Origin of the sequence: Mixta tenebrionis (genome assembly GCF_006517625.1) — a bacterium.
Lineage (GTDB): Bacteria > Pseudomonadota > Gammaproteobacteria > Enterobacterales > Enterobacteriaceae > Mixta > Mixta tenebrionis.
Window position 1 is genome coordinate 225,435 of the sequence record NZ_VHQI01000007.1, and the last position, 25,582, is coordinate 251,016.

At 52.6% G+C, this 25,582-nt stretch carries 33 protein-coding genes and 1 pseudogene; 8 read left to right on the top strand and 26 right to left on the bottom strand.

Going from position 1 to position 25,582, the window contains the following annotated elements; genetic code table 11:
- Window positions 1–11: 11 nt before the first annotated feature.
- The 5 genes from FKM52_RS13405 to yghU form a co-directional block, all read right to left on the bottom strand.
- Entirely contained in the window at window positions 12–1,112 is a 1,101-nt protein-coding gene (locus FKM52_RS13405; protein ID WP_141176680.1) for an NADH:flavin oxidoreductase/NADH oxidase, read from the bottom strand.
- Window positions 1,113–1,214: 102 nt separating this feature from the next.
- Window positions 1,215–2,642, bottom strand: coding sequence for a sugar porter family MFS transporter (locus FKM52_RS13410; protein ID WP_141176681.1), 1,428 nt, complete (start codon window positions 2,640–2,642; stop codon window positions 1,215–1,217).
- 306 nt (window positions 2,643–2,948) lie between these two features.
- Window positions 2,949–4,343, bottom strand: a complete 1,395-nt coding sequence (locus tag FKM52_RS13415) for an MFS transporter (RefSeq protein ID WP_141176682.1) — start codon at window positions 4,341–4,343, stop codon at window positions 2,949–2,951.
- 83 nt (window positions 4,344–4,426) lie between these two features.
- Complete coding sequence (locus tag FKM52_RS13420; RefSeq protein WP_377091606.1) at window positions 4,427–5,599, bottom strand: M20 aminoacylase family protein; 1,173 nt, start codon at window positions 5,597–5,599, stop codon at window positions 4,427–4,429.
- A gap of 394 nt (window positions 5,600–5,993) precedes the next feature.
- On the bottom strand, window positions 5,994–6,857 hold the full coding sequence (gene yghU / locus FKM52_RS13425) for a glutathione-dependent disulfide-bond oxidoreductase (protein ID WP_141176684.1): 864 nt from the start codon (window positions 6,855–6,857) through the stop codon (window positions 5,994–5,996).
- A gap of 279 nt (window positions 6,858–7,136) precedes the next feature.
- Between yghU and FKM52_RS13430 the strand changes: the two genes are divergently transcribed.
- Window positions 7,137–7,328, top strand: a complete 192-nt coding sequence (locus tag FKM52_RS13430) for a hypothetical protein (RefSeq protein WP_141176685.1) — start codon at window positions 7,137–7,139, stop codon at window positions 7,326–7,328.
- Between the two features lie 59 nt (window positions 7,329–7,387).
- A complete protein-coding gene (locus tag FKM52_RS13435) occupies window positions 7,388–8,020 on the top strand; it encodes a deoxynucleoside kinase (RefSeq protein ID WP_141176686.1) in 633 nt (210 codons plus the stop codon).
- A gap of 374 nt (window positions 8,021–8,394) precedes the next feature.
- On the opposite strand, the gene FKM52_RS13440 is transcribed toward FKM52_RS13435, so the two are convergent.
- Complete coding sequence (locus FKM52_RS13440; RefSeq protein ID WP_141176687.1) at window positions 8,395–8,745, bottom strand: nitrous oxide-stimulated promoter family protein; 351 nt, start codon at window positions 8,743–8,745, stop codon at window positions 8,395–8,397.
- A gap of 109 nt (window positions 8,746–8,854) precedes the next feature.
- A complete protein-coding gene (locus FKM52_RS13445; protein WP_141176688.1) occupies window positions 8,855–9,187 on the bottom strand; it encodes a hypothetical protein in 333 nt (110 codons plus the stop codon).
- Between the two features lie 509 nt (window positions 9,188–9,696).
- Between FKM52_RS13445 and FKM52_RS13450 the strand changes: the two genes are divergently transcribed.
- The 5 genes from FKM52_RS13450 (at window position 9,697) to FKM52_RS13470 (ending at window position 15,245) form a co-directional block, all read left to right on the top strand.
- The gene (locus FKM52_RS13450; protein WP_141176689.1) at window positions 9,697–10,305 is read left to right on the top strand and encodes a fimbrial protein; all 609 of its coding nucleotides are present in this window, start codon (window positions 9,697–9,699) and stop codon (window positions 10,303–10,305) included.
- A 48-nt stretch (window positions 10,306–10,353) separates the two neighbouring features.
- The gene (locus tag FKM52_RS13455) at window positions 10,354–11,070 is read left to right on the top strand and encodes a fimbrial biogenesis chaperone (protein WP_141176690.1); all 717 of its coding nucleotides are present in this window, start codon (window positions 10,354–10,356) and stop codon (window positions 11,068–11,070) included.
- A 36-nt stretch (window positions 11,071–11,106) separates the two neighbouring features.
- Window positions 11,107–13,623 (top strand): fimbria/pilus outer membrane usher protein, encoded by a 2,517-nt coding sequence (locus FKM52_RS13460; RefSeq protein WP_141176691.1) that lies wholly within the window; start codon window positions 11,107–11,109, stop codon window positions 13,621–13,623.
- Window positions 13,620–14,645: a fimbrial protein gene (locus FKM52_RS13465; RefSeq protein WP_141176692.1), complete on the top strand. Its 1,026-nt coding sequence runs from the start codon at window positions 13,620–13,622 to the stop codon at window positions 14,643–14,645. The genes FKM52_RS13460 and FKM52_RS13465 overlap by 4 nt, the downstream gene beginning before the upstream one ends.
- Window positions 14,646–14,735: 90 nt before the next feature.
- Window positions 14,736–15,245, top strand: a complete 510-nt coding sequence (locus FKM52_RS13470) for a helix-turn-helix transcriptional regulator (RefSeq protein ID WP_141176693.1) — start codon at window positions 14,736–14,738, stop codon at window positions 15,243–15,245.
- Window positions 15,246–15,715: 470 nt separating this feature from the next.
- Here the strand turns inward: FKM52_RS13470 and FKM52_RS13475 are convergent, their stop codons facing one another.
- Entirely contained in the window at window positions 15,716–16,144 is a 429-nt protein-coding gene (locus tag FKM52_RS13475) for a hypothetical protein (RefSeq protein ID WP_141176694.1), read from the bottom strand.
- Entirely contained in the window at window positions 16,122–16,511 is a 390-nt protein-coding gene (locus tag FKM52_RS13480) for a polymorphic toxin type 44 domain-containing protein (RefSeq protein WP_181407940.1), read from the bottom strand. Before FKM52_RS13480 ends, FKM52_RS13475 begins: the two co-directional genes overlap by 23 nt.
- A gap of 78 nt (window positions 16,512–16,589) precedes the next feature.
- On the opposite strand from FKM52_RS13480, the pseudogene FKM52_RS22235 reads away from it, so the two are divergent.
- Window positions 16,590–16,786: pseudogene (locus FKM52_RS22235) on the top strand (tyrosine-type recombinase/integrase); the annotation flags it as partial.
- Between the two features lie 215 nt (window positions 16,787–17,001).
- Here the strand turns inward: FKM52_RS22235 and FKM52_RS13490 are convergent.
- The 17 genes from FKM52_RS13490 to FKM52_RS13570 form a co-directional block, all read right to left on the bottom strand.
- Complete coding sequence (locus FKM52_RS13490; RefSeq protein ID WP_141176696.1) at window positions 17,002–17,286, bottom strand: hypothetical protein; 285 nt, start codon at window positions 17,284–17,286, stop codon at window positions 17,002–17,004.
- Between the two features lie 11 nt (window positions 17,287–17,297).
- On the bottom strand, window positions 17,298–18,143 hold the full coding sequence (locus FKM52_RS13495; RefSeq protein ID WP_141176697.1) for a DUF4942 domain-containing protein: 846 nt from the start codon (window positions 18,141–18,143) through the stop codon (window positions 17,298–17,300).
- Between the two features lie 80 nt (window positions 18,144–18,223).
- On the bottom strand, window positions 18,224–18,427 hold the full coding sequence (locus tag FKM52_RS13500) for a DUF957 domain-containing protein (protein ID WP_141176698.1): 204 nt from the start codon (window positions 18,425–18,427) through the stop codon (window positions 18,224–18,226).
- Between the two features lie 29 nt (window positions 18,428–18,456).
- Complete coding sequence (locus tag FKM52_RS13505; RefSeq protein ID WP_141176699.1) at window positions 18,457–18,948, bottom strand: DUF5983 family protein; 492 nt, start codon at window positions 18,946–18,948, stop codon at window positions 18,457–18,459.
- Complete coding sequence (locus FKM52_RS13510) at window positions 18,945–19,322, bottom strand: TA system toxin CbtA family protein (RefSeq protein WP_141176700.1); 378 nt, start codon at window positions 19,320–19,322, stop codon at window positions 18,945–18,947. The genes FKM52_RS13505 and FKM52_RS13510 overlap by 4 nt, the downstream gene beginning before the upstream one ends.
- Before the next feature lie 51 nt (window positions 19,323–19,373).
- Window positions 19,374–19,736 carry a type IV toxin-antitoxin system YeeU family antitoxin gene (locus FKM52_RS13515; protein WP_141176701.1) on the bottom strand — a complete coding sequence of 121 codons (363 nt, stop codon included), beginning with the start codon at window positions 19,734–19,736 and terminating at the stop codon, window positions 19,374–19,376.
- 23 nt (window positions 19,737–19,759) lie between these two features.
- Window positions 19,760–19,981 (bottom strand): DUF987 domain-containing protein, encoded by a 222-nt coding sequence (locus tag FKM52_RS13520; RefSeq protein ID WP_041036761.1) that lies wholly within the window; start codon window positions 19,979–19,981, stop codon window positions 19,760–19,762.
- Window positions 19,982–19,995: 14 nt separating this feature from the next.
- Entirely contained in the window at window positions 19,996–20,475 is a 480-nt protein-coding gene (gene radC / locus FKM52_RS13525; RefSeq protein ID WP_089591840.1) for a RadC family protein, read from the bottom strand.
- Between the two features lie 11 nt (window positions 20,476–20,486).
- Window positions 20,487–20,966 carry an antirestriction protein gene (locus tag FKM52_RS13530; protein WP_097455392.1) on the bottom strand — a complete coding sequence of 160 codons (480 nt, stop codon included), beginning with the start codon at window positions 20,964–20,966 and terminating at the stop codon, window positions 20,487–20,489.
- Window positions 20,967–20,982: 16 nt separating this feature from the next.
- Entirely contained in the window at window positions 20,983–21,237 is a 255-nt protein-coding gene (locus FKM52_RS13535) for a hypothetical protein (protein WP_141176702.1), read from the bottom strand.
- On the bottom strand, window positions 21,237–22,055 hold the full coding sequence (locus FKM52_RS13540) for a DUF932 domain-containing protein (RefSeq protein WP_141176703.1): 819 nt from the start codon (window positions 22,053–22,055) through the stop codon (window positions 21,237–21,239). Before FKM52_RS13540 ends, FKM52_RS13535 begins: the two co-directional genes overlap by 1 nt.
- A 120-nt stretch (window positions 22,056–22,175) precedes the next feature.
- The gene (locus FKM52_RS13545; protein ID WP_141176704.1) at window positions 22,176–22,649 is read right to left on the bottom strand and encodes a hypothetical protein; all 474 of its coding nucleotides are present in this window, start codon (window positions 22,647–22,649) and stop codon (window positions 22,176–22,178) included.
- Between the two features lie 97 nt (window positions 22,650–22,746).
- Window positions 22,747–23,286: a DUF4339 domain-containing protein gene (locus tag FKM52_RS13550; RefSeq protein ID WP_141176705.1), complete on the bottom strand. Its 540-nt coding sequence runs from the start codon at window positions 23,284–23,286 to the stop codon at window positions 22,747–22,749.
- A gap of 64 nt (window positions 23,287–23,350) precedes the next feature.
- The gene (locus FKM52_RS13555) at window positions 23,351–23,812 is read right to left on the bottom strand and encodes a hypothetical protein (RefSeq protein ID WP_141176706.1); all 462 of its coding nucleotides are present in this window, start codon (window positions 23,810–23,812) and stop codon (window positions 23,351–23,353) included.
- Complete coding sequence (locus FKM52_RS13560) at window positions 23,809–24,261, bottom strand: YfjS/YafY family lipoprotein (RefSeq protein ID WP_141176707.1); 453 nt, start codon at window positions 24,259–24,261, stop codon at window positions 23,809–23,811. Before FKM52_RS13560 ends, FKM52_RS13555 begins: the two co-directional genes overlap by 4 nt.
- 36 nt (window positions 24,262–24,297) lie before the next feature.
- Window positions 24,298–24,867 (bottom strand): hypothetical protein, encoded by a 570-nt coding sequence (locus FKM52_RS13565; protein ID WP_141176750.1) that lies wholly within the window; start codon window positions 24,865–24,867, stop codon window positions 24,298–24,300.
- Window positions 24,867–25,577: a WYL domain-containing protein gene (locus FKM52_RS13570; RefSeq protein WP_141176708.1), complete on the bottom strand. Its 711-nt coding sequence runs from the start codon at window positions 25,575–25,577 to the stop codon at window positions 24,867–24,869. The genes FKM52_RS13565 and FKM52_RS13570 overlap by 1 nt, the downstream gene beginning before the upstream one ends.
- Between the last annotated feature and the right edge of the window lie 5 nt (window positions 25,578–25,582).

The window sequence follows — 25,582 nt, forward strand, 5'->3', positions numbered from 1 at the left end:
CGCCTTGTGGATTATTCGCTGACGCGATAGCGCTCCAGCCAGTGAGCGTAAGGCGCCGGCAGCACCCATGCAGCCTTCTCTTCCTGCAGCGCCAGCGCGGCCTGATACGGCCAGTGCGGGTTCGCCAGGTGCGCGCGCCCTACCATCACCAGATCCAACTGCTGCTCTGCAACGGTACGGTTAGCGATCGCCGGCGCATCGATACCCCAGGCGGAAGCCACCGGAATTTGCGCTTCGCGCCGCACGCGCTCGGCAATGGGCGCGAGGAACGCCGGGCCCCACGGAATATTGGCATCCGGCGTGGAGAAGCCAACGCTGACGCTCAGCAGATCCAGACCGCCGGCGCGCATCTGACGCGTTACTTCAATCGATTCCTGCAGCGTTTGCTCATCGCGGCCATCATATTCAATCACGCCGAAACGCGCGGTCAGCGGCAGATTTTCCGGCCAGACGTGACGCACCGCCTCCAGCGTTTCCAGCATAAAGCGGCTGCGGCCGGCGAGATCGCCGCCGTAAGCGTCCTGACGCTGGTTAGCCTGTACGGAGAAGAAGCTCTGCGCCAGATAGCCGTGCGCGAAATGCAGCTCCAGCCATTCAAAGCCGGCATCGCGCGCGCGTCGTGCGGCAGTAGCGAAATCTTCCCGCACGCGGGCGATATCATCCAGCGTCATCGCTTTCGGCACCTGCGGCAGGTTAGCGCCGAAGGCAACGGCGGAAGGCGCGATAGTTTCCCAACCGCGCCCGTCATCGGCGGCGATATGGTCATCGCCTTCCCATGGCCGGTTAGCGCTGGCTTTGCGGCCGGCGTGCGCGATTTGAATGCCCGGCACCGCGCCGGCGGCTTTGATATCACGGGCGATCTGCGCCAGTTTTTCCGCCTGCGCATCGCTCCAGATACCGAGACAGCCAGGAGTAATGCGTCCTTCCGGCGCCACCGCGGTGGCCTCAACGATAACCAGACCGGCACCGCCGCGCGCCAGGCTGCTGTAATGAACGCGATGCCAGTCATTGCTCATACCGTCGGTAGCGGTGTACTGGCACATCGGCGGTACGGCGATGCGGTTACGCAGCGTCACGTCCTTTAAGGTAAAGGGTGAAAATAAAGCTGACATTGTTACCTCTTGCGTTCAGAAAGAGAAATTTAAGCGCCCTGAATAGCCGTCTGAGCCAGCCTTCAGGGCGCAAGCGAAGCGATAATAGTCGCTCCTCCCGCGTTAAACTTCACCGTACTTGCTACGCATCATATTTTCGATCTCTTCCAGGCTTTTGCCGCGCGTCTCCGGCAGCAGGAAGTAAACGAAAACAAACGAGCCGATATTCAGCAGCACGAAAACAAAGAAGGTTTGGTTACCGATCAGGCTCAGCGTAAGCGGGAAAGCAAAAGCCACGATAGCGTTGCAAATCCACTGGAAAGAGACGGCGATACCGGCCAGCGCGCCGCGGATCTTCATCGGGAACAGTTCGGACATCAGCAGCCAGTAAACCGGCGCCACGCACATCTGCATAAAGAACAGGAACACCAGGATGCAGGCCAGCGCCAGATAGCTCTGCGTCAGGTTCTGCGGCAGCAAAGTCAGGGTCAGTCCCAGCGCCACCTGCGCCAGAATCACGACCGCGAGGCCGGTCATCAACATGCGGCGGCGGCTGAAACGGCTTACCGCCCAGATCCCCACCAGCACGGCGATCACTGAAACGATGCCGTTGCCGATAGTTGCGGCGATAGCGGCATTGGTGCCCATGCCGGTGGTTTTCAGGATAATCGGCGTGTAGTACATAAAGGCGTTTACGCCGGTAAACTGCGCTACAAATCCCAGTCCGCAGCCGGTCAGCAACAGACGGATCACCCAACGCTCCTGCAGCAGCGCCCGTACCGACGGCCCCTGACGCGCCAGCCGCTCCTGCTTGCGCATCTCCGTCATCTCTTTGCGTACCTCGCGCGGCGTATCCCTGAATTTCTTTAGCACCCGCAGCGCCTCGGCAAAGCGTCCCTCCGATACCAGCCAGTGTGGAGAGGCAGGTACAAAAAAGGTGCCGAAAAACAGTAAAATGCCCGGCACCATCGCCAGCGCCAGCATATAGCGCCAGACATGCGGATCGTGCAGCGTATAGCTCATAATGGTGCTGACCACGTAGGCCAGCAGCTGGCCGCTGACGATCATCAGCTCATTGCGGCTTACCAGCGGCGCGCGCCGCTTCGGCCCGGCAATCTCGGCAATAAATACCGGCACGGTAGAGGAGCCGCCGCCGACGGCAATGCCCAGCACAAAGCGCATCGCCACCATCGCAGGCACCGTTGGGGCAACGGCGGTGCCGAGCGCGCCGGCGACAAACAGTAGCGCCAGGCTGCGCAGCGTCATACGGCGCCCGAAGCGATCGGAAAAAAAGCCGCTCAAAAAAGAGCCAATCGCCGCGCCAAAAATCAGCGCAGAAGTTACCAGCCCTTCGGTAAAGGAGGTTAGCCCCAGTCCGCCCTGCGACGGCGCGGTGGACATAAAAGGCAGCGAGCCGGAAATAATGCCGGTGTCATAGCCAAAGGCGAGCGCGCCCATGGTGGCGACCAGCACCACCATAAAGATACGTTGCCGAACGGTGTCTTTGGTTTGCGCTGCTTCAGCAGGTTGTTCAGATGGAAAATCGGTCATACCACTCCCTGTTATCGGTTTTGTAAAGGTCGCTGCAGGCGCTGCTAATTGATTTAAAACAGGTTTCTCCAGCCAAACTGACTAAAGGTAAAGCTAAGTTTAGACAGACTTCGCTGAAGTCGCCTGATTACGTGATAAAGATCACACAGGGAAATGGCAGTTGGCGCCAAAGCGCAGCGGATAACTTAACGGGCGTACGCTGAACGGCTCGGCAATGCAGCGACGCGCGACAGCGGGGCAACAGGAGAGGCTCAAGAAGAACTGGCGCGCCGGGCCAGGCCAGCACCGGCGCGCCGCTTTTAACGGCTATTTCTGGCGCGGCACCATTATCGCAACCACCAGGAAAGAGAGCATACAGAAAAGTATATTGACCAGCAGCCCGGAGGTGGCGGCCACGGCTGCCCCCATCGGCAGCATCATTGCATAGACGGAGGCGGAAATAGCGATGCCAAACGCGCCGCCCAGCGAGCTGGCCATTTTATAGATGCCGGAGGCCACGCCGATGCGCTCCTCCGGGGCGCTGGAAATAGCGGTATCCGCAGAGGGCGTGGCGTAAAAACCCAGCCCCAGGCCCAGCAAAATATAGCCGATGCACGCCACGACAATATAGGCGGCGTCAGATAAATGCGTTAAGGCGAGCAGCGCCACGCCGACGCCGGCGGTTGCGGTGCCCAGCAGCATCGGCTTACGCGCCCCGACTTTTTGCAGCAGCTTTTCCCCTACCCGGATCATCCCCAGCACCATAACCAGGTAGCCGATGGTCAACATTCCGGCCTGGAAAGCGTTAAAACCGCGTCCCTGCTGGACGTAAACGCTGGCGACAATCAGCGTACCGGCTACGCAGTTAAGGAAAAAGTTGGAGAGCACCGCGCCGCTATAGGCGCGGTGTTTAAACAGCGCAAAGTCGATAAAGCTGGCGCTTTTTTTACGGCGGGCGTTAATAAAAAACAGCAGCGCCGCCAGCGCAAAAACCGCCGCGGGGATAACGATAACGCTGTTCAGCCAGCCGAGCGCGTTGCCTTTGGTGATAGTCCAGTTCAGACAGATCAGCATAACCACGAAGGTCAGCAGCCCGAAGTAGTCGAAGCGATGAGTCGCGGCGCTCGCCGCCTTACTTTCCGGCGTGCCGCGAATCAGCAACATCCCGGCCAGCGCGCAGCAGATCGACAGAATAAACACCCAGCGCCAGCCAAAGTAGGTCGCGATCGCCCCGCCCGCCAGCGAGCAGAGGCCGGAGCCGCCCCAGGAGCCGATAGACCAAAAGCTCAACGCCCGCTGCCGCGCCTCATCCTGATAGTAAGCTTTAATCAGCGACAGCGTCGCGGGCATAATACAGGCGGCTGAAAACCCCTGAATAATACGTCCGACGGCAAACAACAGGGTATTTTGCGCCACAACAAGGCAAAAGCAGCCGAGAATACTTAAGGCGAATCCTGCCTGGGTGAGTTTTACTCTGCCGAAGCGATCGGCAAGATCGCCTGCCGCCACAATAAAGCAGCCGGAAAATAATCCGGTCAGGCTGATCGCCAGGTTTAGCGACTCCAGCGGAATAGCCACTTCCTGCTGGATCGCCGGGACAAGATTAACCACCGACTGAGCGAAAAGCCAGAAGGTAAGGACGCCGAAAATAATTCCGACGATAAGCCGTCCGCTTCCCTGAAAAGCGGCAGGCGCGGCATTATGCGTCTCGGTAACTGACATAAAGACTCCCTTCACGGTTTATTTTCCACTGCGGCATCGGCAGCAGAATATTTACAGCGTTGATATGAGCTACGCTAATCGTACTATTGCAAAAACTGCTCGGTCAGATGGCTAAAAAACAGCGCGCCCGGCACAATTAAATCATCATTAAAATCGTAACCTGGGTTATGCACCATACACCTGTCCGGCTCATCGCCCGCGCCAATAAACAGATAACTGCCGTTAGGATTCTCCTCCAGCATAAAGGCGAAATCCTCGCTGCCCATCACCGCCGCGGTATCGGTGCAGATCATCTCTTCACTGACGATTCGCCGCGCCACATCAACGGCAAAGGCCGTAGCGGCGGCATCGTTAATCAGCACCGGGCTGCCGTTAACGTGGGTAATTTTCACCTCGGCGCCAAGGCTTTGCGCCTGACCATGAGCGATCTCTTTAATACGTTTCAACAGCAGCTGACGCACATCATTATCCAGCGCGCGCACGCTTAGCTTCAGCAGCGCGCTGGCATTAATAATATTGGGCGCTTCGCCTGAACAGAAGCTGCCTACGGTGACCACCGCCTGGTCAAAAGGCGAGACGTTGCGTGAAACGATAGATTGCAGCGCCAGCACAATATGGCAGGCCACCAGCGTCGCATCGGTGGTTTTTTCCGGTATCGCGCCGTGCCCGCCCTTGCCGATTACCTCAATATGCAGCGTATCGGAGGAGGCCATCATCGCGCCGGTTTTAAAATGAAAATGCCCTTTTTTCAGGCCCGGCATATTGTGCAGCGCATAGATGGCATCGCAGGGAAACTGTTGAAACAGCCCATCCTCCAGCATCAGCCTGCCGCCATACAGCAGCTCTTCGCCCGGCTGGAAAATAAGATGCAGCGTGCCGTTAAAACGGCGGGTGGCGGCCAGATATTCGGCGGCGCACAGCAGCGTCGCGGTATGGCCGTCATGGCCGCAGCCGTGAAACTTTCCTGCAACGGTGCTGCGCCAGGCGGGATTGCCGCTTTCCGCCATCGGCAGCGCATCCATATCCGCGCGCAGCCCCAGCGTTTTGCCGCCGTCGCCCACCTTCAGCGTCCCCACCACGCCCGTTTTCGCCATGCCCCGGTTTATCTGATAGCCCCACTGTTGCAGTTTATCGGCAACGATGTCGCTGGTACGCGTTTCTTCCAGGCCAATCTCAGGATGCTGATGCAGATCGTGACGCAGCGCGATAAACTGCGCCTGGCTATTAACGATATGTTGATATAATTCTTTCATTATTTTTCCTGTTTCCTGTCCGAAGATGAAAATAAGGCAAAATCACTCGCTATATTTACGCGCTCCGCACTAATTAAAATGCGCTCGTTTTCACATAATATAGAAAAAAGCAAACAGGCCGTTAACGATAAGAATTATTATATTATCCGTTCTGGTTAATGTTTAAATCCCGCCTGAATACCCTGTAAATATATCGCCGCTCACGCCATTCCCGTCGCAATATTCTTCATCTGCGGCGAAAAATAAACTTTTACCCTTAATAAAAATTAGATTTAAAGCGACGGATAAAACAATTAATAATGCCGTTAATTAAGAAAAGTATGCGGACTGTATTCGTTTCACCCTTTCGCTGACAAAATATAATAACGGCAGACCTATAGTCTGCCGCCGTTTCTGCTTAACTCAGCTTATCTTCAGTGCGCAGATCGAAATCGGAAGCGTCATGCCGCTCGCGCAGCTGCCGATCGGGCGCGCCTGAGGTGCGGTTAACGATGCGCCCACGCCGCACCGCCGGACGATCGGCGATGTCCTGCGCCCAGCGTTGCAGTTGGGGATAAGAAGCAACATCGAGGAACTCCGCAGCCTCATACAGCTCGCCCTGCGCCAGCGCGCCATACCAGGGCCAGATAGCGATATCGGCGATGGTATACTCTTCGCCGGCGATATAGCGCTGCTGCGCCAGCTGGCGTTCCAGCACGTCAAGCTGGCGCTTCGCTTCCATCGAGAAACGGTTAATGGCGTACTCGATTTTTTCCGGCGCGTAGTGATAGAAATGACCAAAGCCGCCGCCCAGATAGGGCGCCGATCCCTGTAGCCAGAACAGCCAGTTCAGCGTTTCCGTGCGTGCGGCGCGCTCCTGCGGCAGGAAGCGACCAAATTTTTCCGCCAGATAAAGCAGGATCGCTCCCGATTCAAATACCCGCACCGCTGGCGTTTCCGAACGATCGAGCAGCGCCGGTATTTTTGAGTTGGGATTCACCGCCACAAAGCCGCTGGAGAACTGATCGCCCTCACCGATGCGAATCAGATGCGCATCATATTCCGCGCCGCTTTCTCCCAGCGCCAGCAGCTCTTCCAGCAGGATCGTCACTTTCTGACCGTTGGGCGTGCCCATCGAATAGAGCTGCAGCGGATGCTTGCCGACCGGCAGCTGAGCGTCATGGGTCGCTCCGGCGATCGGGCGATTAATTTTCGCCCAGCTGCCGGCCCCTTCTCTGTCCCACTTCCAGACCTTCGGCGGCTGATAATTTTTCTCTGACATGATGTCCTCTCAGGTAATCAGGCAATGTGGATGGTGCTGCTATCGAGTGTAGCAGCCGCATTTCAACAAACTTAACCCTGCTGGCTTTTACCGCCGGCTACGCGGCGGGCATTGTCAAAAATACAAATGATTGTCATTTTCACTTGCTATGACCGCATCAAAAAGACAGCGTTCCCGCAGCGCTTCCTGCTATTTCAATAAGTTACTTCTGGCATGGCCTTTGCAGTTGGAGCACAGAGTCGCTTTATGCGTTGTTAAGCTCACCGTTAAGGAGCCCGTATGTCCTGGTATGATGATTTACAATGTCAGGTAGAAAAATGCATCTGTCATGCACCGAATCCGTTAATGAGCGAGATGCTGGCGGATATCGGCGTGGAGGCGATGATTAACCAAAATGAAGATCGGCGTTATCTCCCTTGCGCACGCCGGACGCTTGTAAGCCGCTTACGCCGCTATTTATTACGCTTATAGCCAGGGTACGGCCGCGCCGCACACAAAGCCCCCTTCCCGCTACACTGAGAACTCTTTTTATGAAAATTATTGCAGTTGAAGCCAACATCGCCGCCGGTAAAAGTACGCTTATCGGGCCGCTGGCGGAAAAACTGACGGCGCTGACGGGCGAGAAATGGCAGCTGATGGTGGAACCGGTGGATGCCGATGCGCAGTTTCTGGCGCTGCTGAAGGATTTCACCGCGCATCCCGGCGACGCCAATATCCGTATCCGTTTTCAGCTCTACATTACCCGTATGCGCCAGCGTCTGTTGCAGAACCTGCCGGAAGGCAACTACGTGATTGAACGTTCGCTTTACAGCGATATGGTGTTTTGCCACGCCAATTTCCTGCAAACGGAGCGCCCGGACGCCAGCTACATGGATTACTACTACACCATTAAAGCCTGCTTTGCCGATTATCCGCCGATCGATGTGGTGCTCTATATCGATCGCGATCCGCAGGCCTGTTTTGACAGCTGCATGCGGCGCGCCCGCCCCGGCGAGACCGACTACCCGCTGGACTACTTCTTCGATTTAAAACGCTTTCACGACGCCTGCCTGCCGCAGCTGGTGCGCCAGTACCCGGCCCGGCTGATTAGCTGGCCGGTGGAGAAAGATTTTGCCGATGTGGATCGCCTGGCAGCCAGCCTGCTGGCGCAAACCGGCTGGTAATTGCCGGCGCCGCGCCTTAGCGACGCAGGGTTAACAGCGTAAGTTGCTTGCCGGGTGAGTGAAACCTTTATATCCGCCTGACAAAGCTCGCGCAGTTCAGGCGCGTTCAGCATCTGCCGCAGCGCGCCGTTTGCGGCAATCCGCCCAGCGTTAAGCAGCAGAATGCCGATCGCCGCCCCGCGTAGCGCAGCGCATTTCAAGCGAAGCAAACGCTTACCCAACCGATGCCGCAAATACGCAAAAAAATCAGCAGGTAAAACGAGGAAACCCGCTTTCGCCGGCGCGAAAAAATGACTTCCCGTTGGTAACGGAGGCGTAAAAACAGGGGCGGCGCGCAGGTTAGCAGGAGATAAAGGCGTGCCGACGGAAAACGCCTAAGATTTTTTTTTCGGCTGATATTTTTCCGGCAGCGGCGGAACGGGACGTTTATCGTCGATCAGATGGCGGATCGCCAGAATCGGATGATACAGCAGCATTCGTGGCCCAGCCCAACGCATAATCTGTTTCATCTCTTCGCGCGGCGCAGGTTGATAGCAGTGAATCGGGCACTGTTTACAGGCGGGTTTATCTTCGCCGTAAGCGCAGCGATCGAGACGCTTTACCGCATACTGATACAGCTTTTGATAACGTTCAGGTTCAGGCATCGCCTGGGGACAGCCGGACTGATACAGCGCGATCATTTTCTCAATGGTGCGCTTTTCTCGCTGAATACGCTTTCCTGACATCACGATATGCCTACAACATAAATGATCTAATAACGGCGACCCTCAATCAAAGCGGCCGTCGACCAGGCTGCTTTTTATAGCAAATCGCCGCTGCGGACTTTAATCCTGATCAACAGACTTTTCTTATTTGCCGCAGACGAATCTGACGCCGCCGTGATGAATGGCGCGCCATCTCCTTGCTGATAACAGGGTTTTTAACTTTGGCCTCGCCCGAATCCCTGCTGATAACAGGGTTTTTATCTTTGACATCGCCCGACTGCGGCTGCGCAATGGCTATCGCCAGGCTAAACATTAATGAATCTGACAAAACCACCGATAAATTTAACAGCGGGAAAATTAATAAGCGCCAAACGGACAATCGCGGCTTTACCGATGATGTTATTCTCATTTGCGCCGCGTCTGCTATATGAATTATTCCTCTGGCGATAAATTTCCGGCGCATGCTGAATAACCAGATTTTACCCTAAGCCGCGCGGCTCGCGTCTTTAAACCGTCGGGTAACGGGGTTCAGCAATAATGAAAGAATCTGCGCAGAAGCTGTTGCCAGATTGTCGAGTTGCTTTCTACGCCCGGTTTGTTGACAGGGATATTTAAGCCGCGAAAAAAGGCCGCTATATTTGTAACAAAATATTACATTAAATTCCATACCGAACGAATGCCTTTTATTTTATCCTTACAAGCACTTAATTGTCAGAATTAAATCCTTAAGTCAAATTGAGATAATAGCTTTAAAAATCAAACAAATAACCGCAAACGCGCGTAGCCATGCGCCGCATAAAGGCCATATGGTTTGTATGCTTATTTCAATTTCCTATCAATGCTGTATTTTTAATAGCCGCTTTCTCATTTTTCATGCTCGTCGCCTTATGTATAAAATTGCCGTCACAAATATTTCCGTCTACAGCAATAACCATTTAGCCCTTTTCGGCACTAATAAGATCAGGATCCACAATGAAAAAGATAAAAACTTTGCGTAAGCTGTTGCTTACGGCAGCGGTGAGCGGCGTTTTGTTTTCCCCCAATACTTTCGCCACTACGGCAAATAATGTTAGCGGCGGTATTATTACCTTCAGTGGCTCGGTAACTGATACCACCTGTAATATTACTACCAACGACGGCAACGATTTCACGGTAAATTTAAACCCTATCAGCACCGAAGATTTAGGCACTGATATCGGCGTCGTAACGGCGCAGGCGGCACAATTTACTTTGCATGTAGCAGGCTGCACCGGTTACCGCAATGACTCCACCTCAGCGCAGCAGCTTGATATTACCTTCAGCGGCGCCAATATATCCGACGATGAAAAATATCTGAAAAACGATCTGGGCAGCGCGCGCGGCGTCGGTATTACCATAACCAGAGATGGCGGCAATACGCTGGTACCGCTTAATCGCGCGGTACAGACTGGTTTAGCCACCACCAAAAGCGGCGAAACGAATTATGACACCGCGCCCGAAGGTGATATTACCTGGTTTGCTAATTACTATAATTACGGCGGCGCGTCTGTTACTACAGGTTCTGTTATCACCACAGCGACCTACTCCTTTAGCTATGAGTAACCCAGGGCGGGCCGCTGCTGCCCGCTACTCATTGGATAAAGCGCGTTTATGAAAAAAAGAATCGCTATTCTCCTGCTGCTTGGTGTTCAGCATACAACTTTTGCGGGCGTAATCATTGAACAAACGCGAGTGATTTTCCCTCAGGAGAATCCATCCGTTGCAATACAACTCTATAATAAATCGCGTACCACTCATCTGGTGCAAAGCTGGATTGATGATGGGCGTCCTGAAATTAAACCTGAGAATATGAGCGTGCCGTTTTTTGTCTCTCCTCCGGTGGTTAAAATAAATGCTCATGAAGGCCAGATGCTAAAAATTATACCTAATGAAAAAATAGCTTCTTTGCCAGCAAACCAGGAGCAGGCGTACTGGTTAAATGTTCTGGACGTTCCTCCGGAGCCTGAGGTCAAACCTGCCGGGAAACATTACCTTCAGGTGGCGCTTCGCCATCGTATTAAGCTGCTGTGGCGTCCGAAAAAGCTTGCTATGCCGCCGGAAAAGATTCCTGCTCACGTTGGCTTTTCATATACGCGCGCGGGGAAAATCTGTCTGAATAATGAAACGCCTTATTATCTGACGCTGACGCATCTCTTCATCGGCGGGCAAAAATCCGAGCAGGAAAATCTGTTGACCCATACGGCTTTTATTCCGCCCTACTCATGCAGCGCGGACTTTATAAAAGCTAAGAAAATTATCAGGGGCGAATATCGCGCTACCTATATAAACGATGACGGAGCCAAAGTTAACTTTACATTCCTCTACTAAATAACACAATAAACTCATCATTTACTTGTGGCTGTTATGAATACTAATAAAAAAGCGATAGTCGTGCGCTACGTCTGTTCTTTGCCAATGGTGGTATGTTTCATTACGGCTACTCCTGCACTGGCTGAAAGTTTTAACAGCAGCTTTCTGTTAGGAGAGGCAGCGAACAACAGCTGGAATGATGTAAAAAAAGTCATATCGCCGGGGATATATGACTTTGATTTATTCATTAACAACAAATGGCAGGGAAAGTACCGGATAAAAGTAGACGCACAGGACATTATTTATATCGATGCTGAATCAGCTGGTCAGCTGGCCTTAAGCGATATCAGGGAAATTATCAATAATAAAAAAGGCTGGATTCCCGTCGAGTTTTTTTTACACGGCGGCACCAGCCAGCTTAGCCCTGCGCAGATGAGACTGGAACTGGCGATTCCTCAGGCCTGGGTGCTGAGCCAGGATAATCGCTGGATAACGGCTGGGCAGTGGGATAAAGGGATTAACGGTCTCTATGCTAATTATAATTTTAATTACTATCACACCTGGCATAAGGGCGATATGCAGAATGCAGATAATCTCTACTTATCCTTACGCAGCGGGTTTAACCTCGGAGCCTGGCATATGAAGGATCGTTCCACCTATCAGAAATCGCGTAACGGCTCAGGAAGGTGGAAAACCAGCGAGCGTTACCTGGAAAGAGCGCTGCCGGATTTTCATGCCACGCTAAAGCTGGGCGACACTTTTTCGGAATCACTATGGTTTGATAGCGTTAAGTTCAGAGGCGTAGCGCTAAAGAAAGAAAACCGGATGTATCCCGATATCTATAGCACCTATATGCCGGTTATCCGCGGCACCGCCGCTTCAAACTCGGTAGTGAGGGTGTATCAGGATGGAAATACCCTTTCTGAGATAACTATTCCAGCCGGCCCCTATGCGATCCGCGATCTGATGCCGACAGGATCCAGAAGCGATCTTAAGGTAGAGCTTGAAGAGGCATCAGGACGACGCGAATCTTTTATCGTCCCCTATTCTACGGTGCCGGATATGCTGCGAGCCGGTTCTTCTGACTGGCAGCTTAGCGCCGGAGAGATGCAGCTGGACGGCAGCAGCTATCAGCCCAACTATATACAGGCAGGCTACGCCTATGGCCTGAACAACTACTTCACTCTGTTCGGCGGGGCCAATATAAGCCAGAAGTATCGCTCATTTCTGGCGGGTACAGCTATCTCCGCACCCTGGTTTGGCTCAATATCTTTCAACACGGAACGTTCTGACGCGCAGTTATTTAACCAACGCACCTATAGCGGCAACCGATACAAAATCGCCTGGAGCCGCTATTTGCCAACCAGAACCAATATTTCACTGGCGACTTACTATTATTCGACGGAAAATTATCTGTCGCTGTATGACCATGTCATGTTGAATAATCTGCTGCAGCACCAGCAAAGCGCCAGCCGTTATCTGAGAAATAAAAGCACCCTGAGCTTTACCATCGATCAGCCTCTGCCTGAGGGCTGGGGCAGAATAACGCTGAACGGCTACTGGCAAAGATACTGGCGCTCGCCCGAACGTACGCGCCAGTACCGGCTGTCGTGGTCGGATACGCTGTATGGAATATCTTACGGCCTGGCGGCAAGCCGCACGCAATATGAATATGGCCGCAACCAAAGCGCGAACGCGTTTGATGAGCTGTTTTACGGCAGCAGGCGAAATAATGAAAATCGCATTGAACTTACCATTAGCATCCCCGTCACGCTGTTTAACGGTTACGGCAGCGTCAACACATCGATGGTCGCCAGTAATAACAGGCTGAGCGGTTACTCTGCCGGAGTCAACGGCTCCAACCAGGTGTTTGACTATAGTCTTAATCTGACGGGCGATCGCGAGCGTGGATATCACTCTGTTAATACCTTTGACACCTGGCATTCTGACTACAGCACCCTTACCGCTAACTATACGGAGTCGGAGCACTACCGTCAGCTGGGCGCTGGCGCATCCGGGGCCTTGCTGGCGTGGAAAGGAGGCGTTCTGGCCTCTAACAAGACTGGCAATACCTTTGTCATTCTTGAAGCGCCGGGGCTGAAAAATGCCCGCGTAAACAGCGACCCCACCCTTAAAACCAACGCTAAAGGCCGTATACTGATACCTTCTGCCGCAGCCTGGCGAATAAATACCTTCAGATTAGAGGGCGAAGAAAAAGAAAGCGGCGGCGCCGAGCTTATTAATAATATTGCCCGTACCGCGCCCTGGGATGGCAGTATCTCTTACGTAAAATATAAAACCGATCGCAGAAAAACTTATACCTACCGTGCCAGATTACCGCAAAACAGGCCGCTGCCTTTCGGCGCCGATGTTATCAACCGCGACGGCAAGGTGATTGGTTATGTTGCCCAGGACAGCCTTATCTATCTTAAAGCCGATAAGGCTCCTGAAACGTTTAGCGTAGTTTTATCGGCATCCTATCCTGCCGCTATCTGTACCGTTAATACGCCTGACGCTGCTGCTGCCAATCTCTGTCAGCCTGCAATGGAGCAACGGGGAGAGATTAAATGAAAGCTGATACTTCACTTAAGCTTGCTTTTTTGCTGATGATTTCAGTCTGGGCAGTCAGAACCCAGGCTTCCTGTACGACCTTAAGGAATGGCGTTAGTAATGATTATATTGCCAACTCCGTCAGCTATCTGAATCTGAAAAAAGCGTTTATCTCCAGCGCCGAGTACACTACGCAATTAAATACTAACTGGGCGTCAGATTTTAGTTTGCTGTGCTCAGGGATATTCCCCGTTACGCTCTATTATCACTCGGCAACCGGCAGTGGTTTTGCGGTTGAGTTTATCGATAAAAGCAAAGGGCTCGATCAGTGGATTACATTTATCGCGACGCCGCAGCAGAGCAGCGTCGTCAACTCTCCCGGAACGCATGTCTTTTCCGGCAAAAATATTGACTACAGATTGACGGCGAAGCTGGGGAAAAGCGGGGAAGATTTTACCCAGGCCAACGGCAACCGTTATCAGCTACTGACGGTGGCTTTAAGCGATTACGATAAACATACGCCCGCATGGTTACGCAGCTATTACAACAAAGATACCGGCGTTAAAGGCTACGCGCTGCTTGACGTAACATACGATCCCGACGCGACAACATGTACTATCGATAATCAGACCTTTGTTTTACCCGCTATTACGCTGGGGCGGCTGCAGCGAGGGGAGACAGCCAGCAGCGTCTATCCGGTTGCGGTAAATTGCCAGGGGGTTATTTTAGAAAAAACCACCCGCAGCGTTACCGCCCGGCTTTACAGTAATGATTTAATCGATGGCGGCAGCTACATTATCCGCAATCAAAGCTCTACTTCTGCAGGCGTTGGCTTTCAGCTGTTCAATGATAAAAACGATCCGCTTATCTTTAGCAGCAGCGAAGATCGCAACGCAACCGTTATCTGGCGTAAAGAGCAGAACAGCGCTATTACCGGCGATGAGCAGTTTTTACTGGGCGCCAGATATAAACTTTATGATGAAAAAAAGTTTAAGCCGGGAACGGTAACAGGAACCGTTATCGCCTGGTTTGAATATGATTAATAGCAGCCTCAACTAAAAATATAAAATACGTTAAACCACAAGCGTGCTTTTGCGCTTTTGTTACTTTACTCTAACCAGAGCGACAGCATCATGGAAATTATTTCTAATGACTTTTATTTTAAAACTGGGGTCATGGAATTGAGCAAAAAAATCTATCATCCTAACGCCCCCTCTTTTATTTTATTTGACAGAGGGGACGGGAATATTATTCTTACCTCACCGTCGGCGATATCAAAAATACTTAAAAATCAATATGCTTTTCTGGAGTTTATATCATACCCCTTCTTTACGATAAGTAAGAAAGATTCGCTTAACGATATCAGGCTGGCCATGATGGTTTTTTCCATGAACCACATGGATAATAAAACCCACAAGCCGTTACTTACCAAATCAGAAAGGCGCGTACTTTACTACTTGCTGGTTCATCAATCAAACAAACAGATTGCAGAATCGCTTGGCATGAAGACCCGCAGTATCAGTAATCATAAATATAATATTTTGAGGAAGTTAAACTTACACTCAACTTCCTGCCTGATAAAAATACATCATCACTGGCAGCGGTTTTTAGCCCTGCACGGCGGAGATTTTTACTATATCTGACAGCTATCGCTGCACCAGAGCGAATGCTGGCTGGCTGGCGGCGCAGCAACCTTACCGGCCGGTAACAACCCTGCGCCAGGTATCGTTGCCGCGCCGTTACCGGTTGTTGCCTGACATGCCTCACTTAACTTTACAAGCTTAGCTGGCACTTTCAGATGAATTCTTTGTTGAGCTAGTTCCTGAGTTGTTCCCAAAAATCAGAGAGCGGATCAAGGGCGGAAAGTGCATAAGCTACTCTTATGCTCAGACGGCGATTGAAGGGGCCAGTCTCCCTGGCCTGATTAGTGGAAGCGCCATTACATCAGAAACGTGGGCGGTAAAACCAGGGGACGGGAGACTTTATATCGCCTCCCGAAGGCGATCCTCACAGGCTACCGGAAGCTTGGTAGTCGTAAAAACAACAGTTCAGCCATGACATAATTAAACCACCGTTAAAAATGCCAGCCAGAACCGATAAAGATAACCGCCAGTTACTGTATGTTATAGGTAAGCTGCACGGTTACTGGTTTTCCTGCATTTTCATAAGTCGCCGTAGGATCGAGACTGTATACCCGGCCACTGTATGCCACAGCAACCCTATCGCCATCACGTGTAATCGCCGAAATGCTGCCTGTTCCGGTCAGGAACGGCATCTGGTCATGCAACACTTTTGTGATCTGATCCGGCGAGCCAGAGAGCTGCTGCGAGAGATAGTATCGATAAACGATCGGAACGGTTGCATTGCCACTGCTGTTTTTCGTTGTGTAAAGCCATAGATCCGGGCTAACCTGGTGACTCCCCTGATATACGTCATCAGCCTTTGCATCCCCGCCAGTCAGCCAGACGAACCCGATAACAACGACCAGCAGAGCTACTGTCACCAAGGCATGCAAAACTTTAAAAACCGCACTGGCGGGCATACGCGATCCCCTCTCTGATAGCGGCCTGATCCTTCGGATCATCGCCATAGGGCGGCTTCTGCCACGGGTAACCCCACTGAGGATGTGAAGTTTTTGCTCGCAGCTGAGCGGCTCCAGCACCCATTAACAGAATGTTTTCCGGAATGCCCGCTGCGGTGCCAGTGGCGCCATAGTTGAAATTTCCAAACTCAGCCCAGTATGGATTGAATTGTTTGTAATCCCATGGCCCTCGGTTTCTCACCTTCTGATAGAACCAGATATATGTCTGCGGCGGCGTCATATTCCTGCCATAGCTGTGTTGCCTGGCTTCGGCCATATTGTTCCTGATTATCTGCGGGTCCGGACCGACAAGTGGTATTGATGCCATGCCTTCCTGTCCCTTTCCTGTTGTGACTCCATCCTGCACAGAAAATCACAGCCCTGTTTGTGGGTCAATGTCATTTACCCGATCGGGTCTTTCTTGCGGCGCATTTCCAGAGAGTGCCGCTTTGCCGTCAGTCCCACCGCCTCCGGCATACAATAGCGACTAATCTGATGAAGTCCCCGGACAGGAATATTCAGGCGGTTAAGCGTTTGCTGGGCTATTTCAGTTTGCGCTCTACGTTGGTGTACATCGATGAAGTAATTGATTCACAGAGCTAAATTCTGAAACAGGAGCTGGTAAGACGAGATGTCAGAGCATAATAATACACCCTCGACATAATTTGATATTTTCAGTCAGAAACTGTAGAAACCGAATATGAAAAAGCCCGCTTGCGGTAACAAGCGGGCTTTTCAAGAGCCATTTACTCAACAACCGGACAATGGTATTGCTGTATAGATCTACCATTTAACTCCTGGTTATTGCCTGTTCGGACTCATTTCGTACCTGTCGAACTTTCGTTCTGATACATCGACAAGTATTTCTGAATAGTGGTGCCCGGACTCGGAATTGATTTAGTTGCGTATTTGTATTGATATATATGGTTTTTATTGTGTTTTATAAATATTGAGGCCCCCAGTAAGGCCCCCATCTGCAGGGCGTCAAAATTTGACGGTTGAACGGGAATTTTTACGCCCATCTGAAGTGTTTTGGATTGCACGGTGCCCTGGCTGTTTACGGAATCGTAGTGAGCACCATCAGCGTTTGAAAATGATACCATAACCTGGCTCCTTAGTGTTTAGTGGGCAACGCCCCTGGATAGTGTCGGGCGATGATATCGTTCAGTTTATCGACCAGTTCAGGTCTCTTGAATACGATGTGCGCTGTTCCCTTCTGAAAATATTTGATTGCAAACATTTCATCCTCATAGTGATTACTGTGCCTGTTTTCATGGATATGATCGCCGAGACGACGGGTAACATCAGCTCGGTTGTCAGGAACAGGCTTTCCGTCCAGGATCATCAGCATGCGTTCAAGATCCGCCAGACGATCACGTTGCCATCCCCAGTTAAGCCCAAATCCCCAACGATCATATTTCACCAGCCCTGTCACGATGATCTTTTTCCCAAACTTACACGGGCTGTTACTCTTGTAGTCCCAGCTCAGACCTTTAAACACATTTATCGCCCCACGTTCAAATACGTCACCTTTACTAAGATGCAGCTGCTCGAATGTGTTGAGAATATTCTCTTCGCTGATAGCCGGAATATCGTCTATTTCCAGACTGTTGTACCACTGGTCACGCGCCTGAGCGTCCATGAGCGCCAGCATTCCCGACTTATTCATCAGGTCTTTCCAGATGCTGCGATCGATATTTCGGGTGATGGCTTTTATCGCTGTTTCTGGTTTTTCCATCAACCAGCAGTCGTAACGGTATTGCCGTACTCCCCATTCATTCGATTTACCTCCGCCGACACTGCTTGTCAGGGCAGAGATATCGTCAAGTTGTTGTATCAGCGTTTCAATCTGCACCAGCGCGGTATTACGTCCGGTGACGATGCGTTCAATGCTGGTGGAGCAAATCACATCGGTGTGGCCGGTGATGACTTCGGGTTCGGTGAGGGTAAGGTCTGACATCATTTTTTTCCTTATATAAAGCAAAACGCCAGCCGGTGAGGGCTGGCGCTTATGAGTAAGTGATGAGTACGGTTCGGTGGTTAATCTGTACTGGCCTGTTGCAAAAGCTGAAGATGGTGGAGATCGCGAACGTTCTGTAATGCCTGTTCAACTCGGGGCAACAACTTTGCTGAATCGGTGTTGTCTTCGTCGTTGTCGAAGATAATCTCGCTGCCACAATCGATGTTGTCCTGCAGCCAGCCAGTCAGGATGTTGAGAGCCGCTTCAGTGGTTAATTCCGGCATGTGAAAACCTTATGGAGATTGAGGTTGCGCTACCAGTCAAACGTAGCGAAGCCCGGCAGCACTTCGCCAAAGGCATCCAGATGAATGATGCCAGCGGAGTAGTGACGGATAAGCGTCACCACTAACTGACGGCAGGATTTTGACACCCCGAGGCGCTTGAGGCGTAAGACCGGAAACGACCACGCGCCCAGGTGGAGCAGATAACCCGAGCCGGTGTACAAAATCCATTCAGACTCACCAAAGTCTTCATGCTGGTGTGAAAGAGTAAACAGCAGAGCATTGTCTTCCTCCGTGATATGCGCGGTACTGCACTGAATGCCGTTAACGCGGGCGACGGGCGGAAGCGGATCTTCAACAACCAGTTTCCCCGGGGCATCAGCAACACGAAGCGAGTAGCCATTATCACAGACCATATCAATCAGTTCGGCCAGTTCAATTCCGTCGATATCAACAGCGACCCGGCCCATATTGAGGGCCAGTATATTGACGGCATCAGCCTTCACGGTCAGAGACAGCTTCATTGAGTCGCTCCGCTGTATTTGCCGGTGGTGATATCGGTTACCATTCTGTAGCCGTTGCGCGTCATCAATCCACAGGCCTTACGGGCGCGGAGGATATCAATACTGCTGATGAGCGTGGACTGTGTTTCTGCACTGACACTGCGACGATCGATACGGACAAGATCGTACTTTTCGACGATGAAATTCACCGCGTCGCACAGTGAAATACCTGCGTCAATATGTTCCGGAATGACACCATCGGTGCCAAACGGAGTGTCGTTAAGTGAAAGGCCGTAATGCTGTTCCAGCAGATATATAAGAAGTTGCTGCCAGATTTCAACGGGCGTCGGACGTGGCGAAGCCTCCTGCGTGGAGGATAGTGGTTGGGTTTGCATAGTGGGATCTTTTTGTTGATGGGTTAAAACGAGGGAAAGTAGTGCGAAAGTTTACGCGGTTGCTTCAGATGGTGTCGGGTAAATCGCTACGTACATGTATCCATGCGAGCCGAGGCTGTCCGCCTCGCAGGTCAGCCCTTTTGCGTATAACGTGACACAGTGCTGATGGCGGGGACTGAGCTCACCGGAAACCAGCATTAACTCCAGTTGTTTGAGCAGTACCGGAAATGCCTGGTCGAGATGGCGTAAATCCGCGTCGCGGAACTGCCCAGTGATACTGGCACGGTCAGCGAGATAGTGCAGCCGGTTGCCCTCCTGCACCAGGCGAGCGCCAAAACAGGGCGTGATACTGCGTTTAAGCCCCCACCAGGGGTCAGTGATATCGTGGTTTTCTGCCGGTATTTTATTCGACAATTTTAGCCTTCCTTAAACGTGTGTTAATTCAGCGTGACGCTGCGTAATACGACATAAGGGCCATTGCGGTCCTGGCGACGCTCTGCGAATACGGCCAGTACCCCTCTGATATCTTCCACCTCGCGACCGGCATAGTGGCAGACACTGCCGGACCACTTATATTTGCCGGTACAGAAGCGAAACAACCGAGACTGCGGATGCTGGCGGTATATCGCCATTGCCTGGCGTTTACTGATAATCTTCATCGCTATTTTCCTCCTTAAAGCCAGCCTCTCTCAGAAAACGAGACGATCTCCATACCGCCGACCACCAGGTGATCCAGCAGACGAATATCAACCAGTTCCAGCGCCTGCTGAATACGCGTAGTGACCTGATGATCGGCCTTGCTGGGTTCCGCCTCCCCGGAGGGATGGCTATGTGCCACGATGACAGCGGCGCAGTTATGCTTCAGACCGGCCTTCACCACTTCGCGGGGATGGACCTGCGTATGGTTGATGGTGCCGGTGAAAAGTGTTTCATGGGCTATCAGGCGATGCTGGTTATCGAGAAAGAGCGCGGTAAACTCTTCCCGCTCCAGTGAAGCAAGCTGCAGACGCAGCCAGTCGCGGACGGCATGGCTGGAAGTAAATGACGCGCCGGGTTCACGTAGCTGGCCCTCCAGCAGGGTTAAGGCTTCCCTGACCGTCTGCTGGTCGGCAGGGGCTAATTCACGGGCAAACAGTGGTAACTGTTGTTCCATAGCAGCTGACCTCAGTCGATGATGTGCATGATAGCGCTGCATTCCGCATGGTTGAGCGCGTAGTCCCGCAGGCGATAATAGTGTTCCGTCATGGCGTCGCATTCAGTGCGGCAGGCGTGGTGGCTGTATGCCATCAGACAAACTGCTATCCCGGCAGCTTCAGCGCTGAGTGCACCGCCGTTACCGTTCAGGGTGTTGAACAGCGTCCAGGGTTCATTGTTCTCCGATTCCGGGGCCATAAACGCGCCGCCGTTGTTCAGCGTGTAAAACTGCCAGATGCCGCCGCTGTAGTCAGCGCAGAAGCGGTCCATCCAGGCGAAGACGGTCGGTTCGAGGATTATCCACTGCGGTATGCTGCCGAAGTGCTGCGGCCAGAACCCCACGCGCTGCTCGTCCTGTACGAGGGTAGCGGTCAACGCGGGTGCAGAAGCGGTACCTGCAGGTTGTAACGGTAACGGTAGAGCGTCGTTGAGGTTGATAATGTCGGTCATGTTAGTTTTTCCTCGTTTATTTATCGGGTTGGGGATGCAGATTCAGCCGGAGTGACGGACAGGACTGCGCATAGCCATCCTCATCACAGTGGGAGGGCCAGTGGCCATCAGCGAGACTTAACCGGCAGAGACTGAGCTCGCCGGGGCGGTAAAGCAGATGTGCGCACCAGGCGCACAGGTCGTCATCAGAGATGGAGCGACAGCCCGGGAGGGGCTGCAGGGTGAACAGGTACGGTGGAATCGGATTAGCGCCTTCAGGGATGCGCGGCATTAACACAGGGTCTCCAGCAGGCTTTCCGCCATGACCCACAGTGCCCGGTTGAGTTTAATATCGCCGTCAATACTATTGACCGCGCGGGTGTGGCTGCGTTTGCCCTTCGCGGTGCGGCCGGGCAGACCGCCTTTCAGCAGATTTTCCTGCAGCCTCTGGTAGGTCGTCCACAGGTCATCCTGGCGGTCTTCATAGCGTCGTGGGATCAATATCTGGGATGCCGTTACCGGTTGGTGCTCTTCGCCAAAACGGTATGTCAGTGCCGCCTGTGCCAGCGCCTGTTGTGCCGGGGGCGGGAGATGCAGTGACTGCATGGCGTCACGTTTCTCTTCCACCTGGTCAAAGACGCCAAGGACTTCGTAAGCGCCTTCGATAACCTTCTCCACCACATTCCCCCGGTGCGGAACTCTGATCTCGCCAAACGACTGTCCGCAGACGAGCGAATTCGTGCACACGCTTCGAAATATGCCTGGAAGTAACTGAAAACTGGACTCACCACCGTGCGAATTCAGGATGATGATTTCCGGCACCTGCAGACTGTTTATCTGACCGGCGCGACGCAGCCGGAGCATGTGCTTGGTATGCTCCCGGCGGCCCGGATCGCGGACGCGCGACTGGCAGGCAAAAAACGGCTGAAACCCTTCACGCTGCAGGTTCTCCAGCAGGGTAATGGTCGGGATGTAAGTATATTTTTCGCTTCTGGATGCGTGTTTGTTTTCCCCGAAGACGCTGGGGACGACCTGCATCAGTTCTTCACGGGTTAACGGACGATCGTGTCGTATCTGGTTAATGTGGCCAAAGCGGCTGGCTAATCGCATGATTAACTCCTTGTATCGATAGTGAAATAAAAACAAAAAGGCCATGCTCCCGAAGGAGCATGGCCTTTTTGTAATCAGGTGTAGATGGCTTACTGGCTGGAGAGCCAGAAATGTGAGAAATTAATCGCTGTAGTGTATGGTCCGGCAGCCACTGAGGTCAGACAACTCTTTTTGCGTATTCTTCAGGCCCGGACTGAAGGTGCCTACCTTATTATCGTTGACGTACACATCAAACGTCGCGGCCTGAGCCAGCGCGTTAATAAATGACACCCAGGCGTTATCACCGTTTCGCCAGCCAAGGAATGATGGTAGCTGATACTGACTGTTATCAATAACCACCGTTATCTCTGTTCCGTCATTGCTGGAATTGACGGATGTGCCATCAGGCAGGGTGAGATAGACGCTGTGTTGCAGAATATTCTGCTCATCCGGGTTACCGGTGCAGTTCAGATTAAAAACGACTTTCTCCGGGCTGGTGATGAGATATTCGGTCACGCCCTGACCAAAGCCGCTGGTCCACATATTTGGCAGGGCATGGGCCGTTGACGCGAAAACCAGTATGGCTGCTGTGAGAATACAGTGAGGCAGTCTCATGATATTGTCCTTAAAGTAATGAATACTGTTAATATGTTGATAATAATGGTTGAAATTAAACGAGCTGATACTCAGCTTTCTTCCCGCCGAAGAATCATCAGGCGGCCAGCAGTACCAGTATCAGCGTGACCAGCCAGACCCAGAAGTAAGCCTGTTTCTGACCGAGGGCTTTTGCCCTGCGCCACAGATAAAACGGAACCAGCCAGGCCAGCCAGCCAAAGGCAGCGGTATCGACACCGGATTTACGGAGCCGCCGTTCATCCAGATATCCCAGCGCAATATTCAGTATCAGCGTGATAAACCAGTATTGCCCTTCACTTACTGCGGCATACGCCTCCTCAAATTCCATTCCGCTCAGCCCGGCTGTCCACATCTCCAGGGCATACCCAATCAGGGGGGCAAAGGCCAGCGTCCAGACCACGCTACTAGGGATACGATTGCCGGGGAGCGCAGGGGGAACCGCACTTTGTTTCAGGACGTCAACCAGCGATGTGGCTGACAGCGGCTGCCACTCTGTCATTCCCTGTTGCCATACCAGCGTTGATGCATTCAGCTCTCCGCGTTGAATGCGTTCGGTTATGTCGGCTTCGGTCACATTGTCATGACGCACGCCATTTTTCTCATAATGCCAGTTCATTTTTTTCCTTATTTTTTACTGTGTTAAATGAGTGCGGGAAGCTTATCCCGGAGGCTGGGGTAGTTTATTCTTCAAGGTATTCGAAAGAATCGATCGGTTTGCCGTTGTAGTACATCACGACGTCGGCCAGTGATTTTCTGTTCTGTGGTTTGACAAAACCAGCACTGAATGCCTTGCTGCAGTACTGCTCAAGGGACATTTTCGCCGCCGGGATCAACTCCATAGCGTCACCATTAGAACGGTCAACCACACCCCAGATACCGTTGGGGCATTTCCAGTCGGTGGGGACCATTCTGACGATGGCGACGCGCCCGTTTTCCGTTTGCGAGACCACTTCACACATCTTTCTCACCAGTTTGTACTGGTTACACCAGAAGGGTTTGTTGTGCTTCATATCGCGGGTGTAGGCCGGAATGCCGCCTTTGATGGCACCTTGAAAACCGCCAAAGACATCAGCATGGGCCGGTGTCAGCAAATACAGACTCAGGGCTGCAGCAGAGACAACACCTTTCAGCTTATGGCTCATGGATTGTTCTCATGATTATTCGGCAGATAGAGCTTCCCCATTTCCTTGCCATCATGCGAATACACCACCGATTTCTCACCCGTGTAGCTGTCGGTCTCAATCCGGAAGCTCAGAGTAATATTGTCAGCGAGGCACAGGGCAGCCATCAGCGGCTGCACCGTTTTCTGCCGCATATCAGCAATATAGTAATAATTGCCTGACTCACAGCCTTCCGGTGACTCATGGGTTTTCATGACCGTGTACTGCGGTGTACCAAAGGCATCTTTTTTTACCCACTCCTGGGCAATATCGGGTTTATGCGACACCACCTTGCTGAACGGCGGCGGGGTCAGGTCCTTAAATTTGGCTATCGCTTTAACCCCCGCATCTTCCTTACTGTCACAGCCAGAGACCCCCATGGCACCGATAATCATCAAAACGGTGAGAACAGGTCGATAAAATTTCTTCATGGCGCAGCTCCCTTATTAATCGTCCGTACCATTGCTTCAGCAGTTACCGGTGCGTCGGCACAGTTCGGCCAGACTCTGTTGAGCCACCCATTGCTGCAGTTCCCGGTCTGATTCCGAACGCTTTGCCGCTAGCGCGGCCTGCTGCTGTTTGTTGACACAGTTTTCCGGGAATGCAGCAAGCACCTGATTACTGTGAGGCTCATCAGCCAGCTTCAGCTGATACTGGGTATCAATGACAGTGAAGTAACATCCTTTCCCCTGGTCTTCGCCCTGATAGACCGATGTCAGATCGGAGTAATAACCGCTGGCAGGTTTCAGATTCAGCTTGCGCACGGTATGCGTTTTCTTGTCAGCGAGAAAATAGGCACCGCCACCACGCTGGCGTAGCAGGAACTGCCTGGTCCAGGGATAATTTCCAATGACACTGGCCTGGTAGAGCATATTGTTCAGCGTGTCGTTGTCCATGCCATCGGCAGATCTCCAGCCATCCGCCTGCATGTACTGCCAGAATTTGACGGTACCCACGACAGTTTCGGCAGACGCAGGAAAGACAGCGCCAGTGCAGAGACTGACGGCCAGCGCCGTTGTGGTCAGTAATTTCTTCATCATGATTCCTTCTGAGGTAAAAGACCGCCGCCGCTTCTGGCGAGCAGTGAGTGAAAAACGTGAAAATGGGGAAGAGCCCTGAGGACCTCCGGGCGTGCCAGCATGTGGGTGAAATGTCCGTCGGGTGTGAATGTTTCCGGGTGAAAGGTAACGGAGTGAATGGTACGCAGAGGAAAAACGGTTATCTGCCCATGATGTTCACCTGCCAGGAACCACTCACCGGAACTGAAAATCAGCCGGTAGGGCGCAAGGCTGCCACAGCGACAGCCATCGGCCAGCAGGGTGACCCGCCGCTGTTCTGAAACCGCCCTGACCAGGCGCGTGAAGATCCCCGGATGGGAAGAAGGCACGGGCATATCCTGATGCCAGATAAGGCACGGTGATCCCCCCTGGCCGCTCAGGAGTGAACTGACCAGATGGCTGTCTATATCCGGAAACAGGGCGCTAATCCCCGACTGGCGGGCAAACAGCATTGCTGCCCCTTCCCTGATTTCATGGCGCCCCCCGGTCAGCAGGCGACAGCAGCCATCCCGGTATTCAAGGTCGAGGTAAATCAGCCGCTCCCGAAAATCACGGTGCAGGGTGCGTTCTGAAACACCGAACTCTGCCGCCAGATGACGCACATTCAGCGTTTCCCCCGCGAGCAGACGGCTGATAATTAGCGACAGTCGGACAGACAGCCGATCATAACGACGCTCAGCCTGAGACATGTATT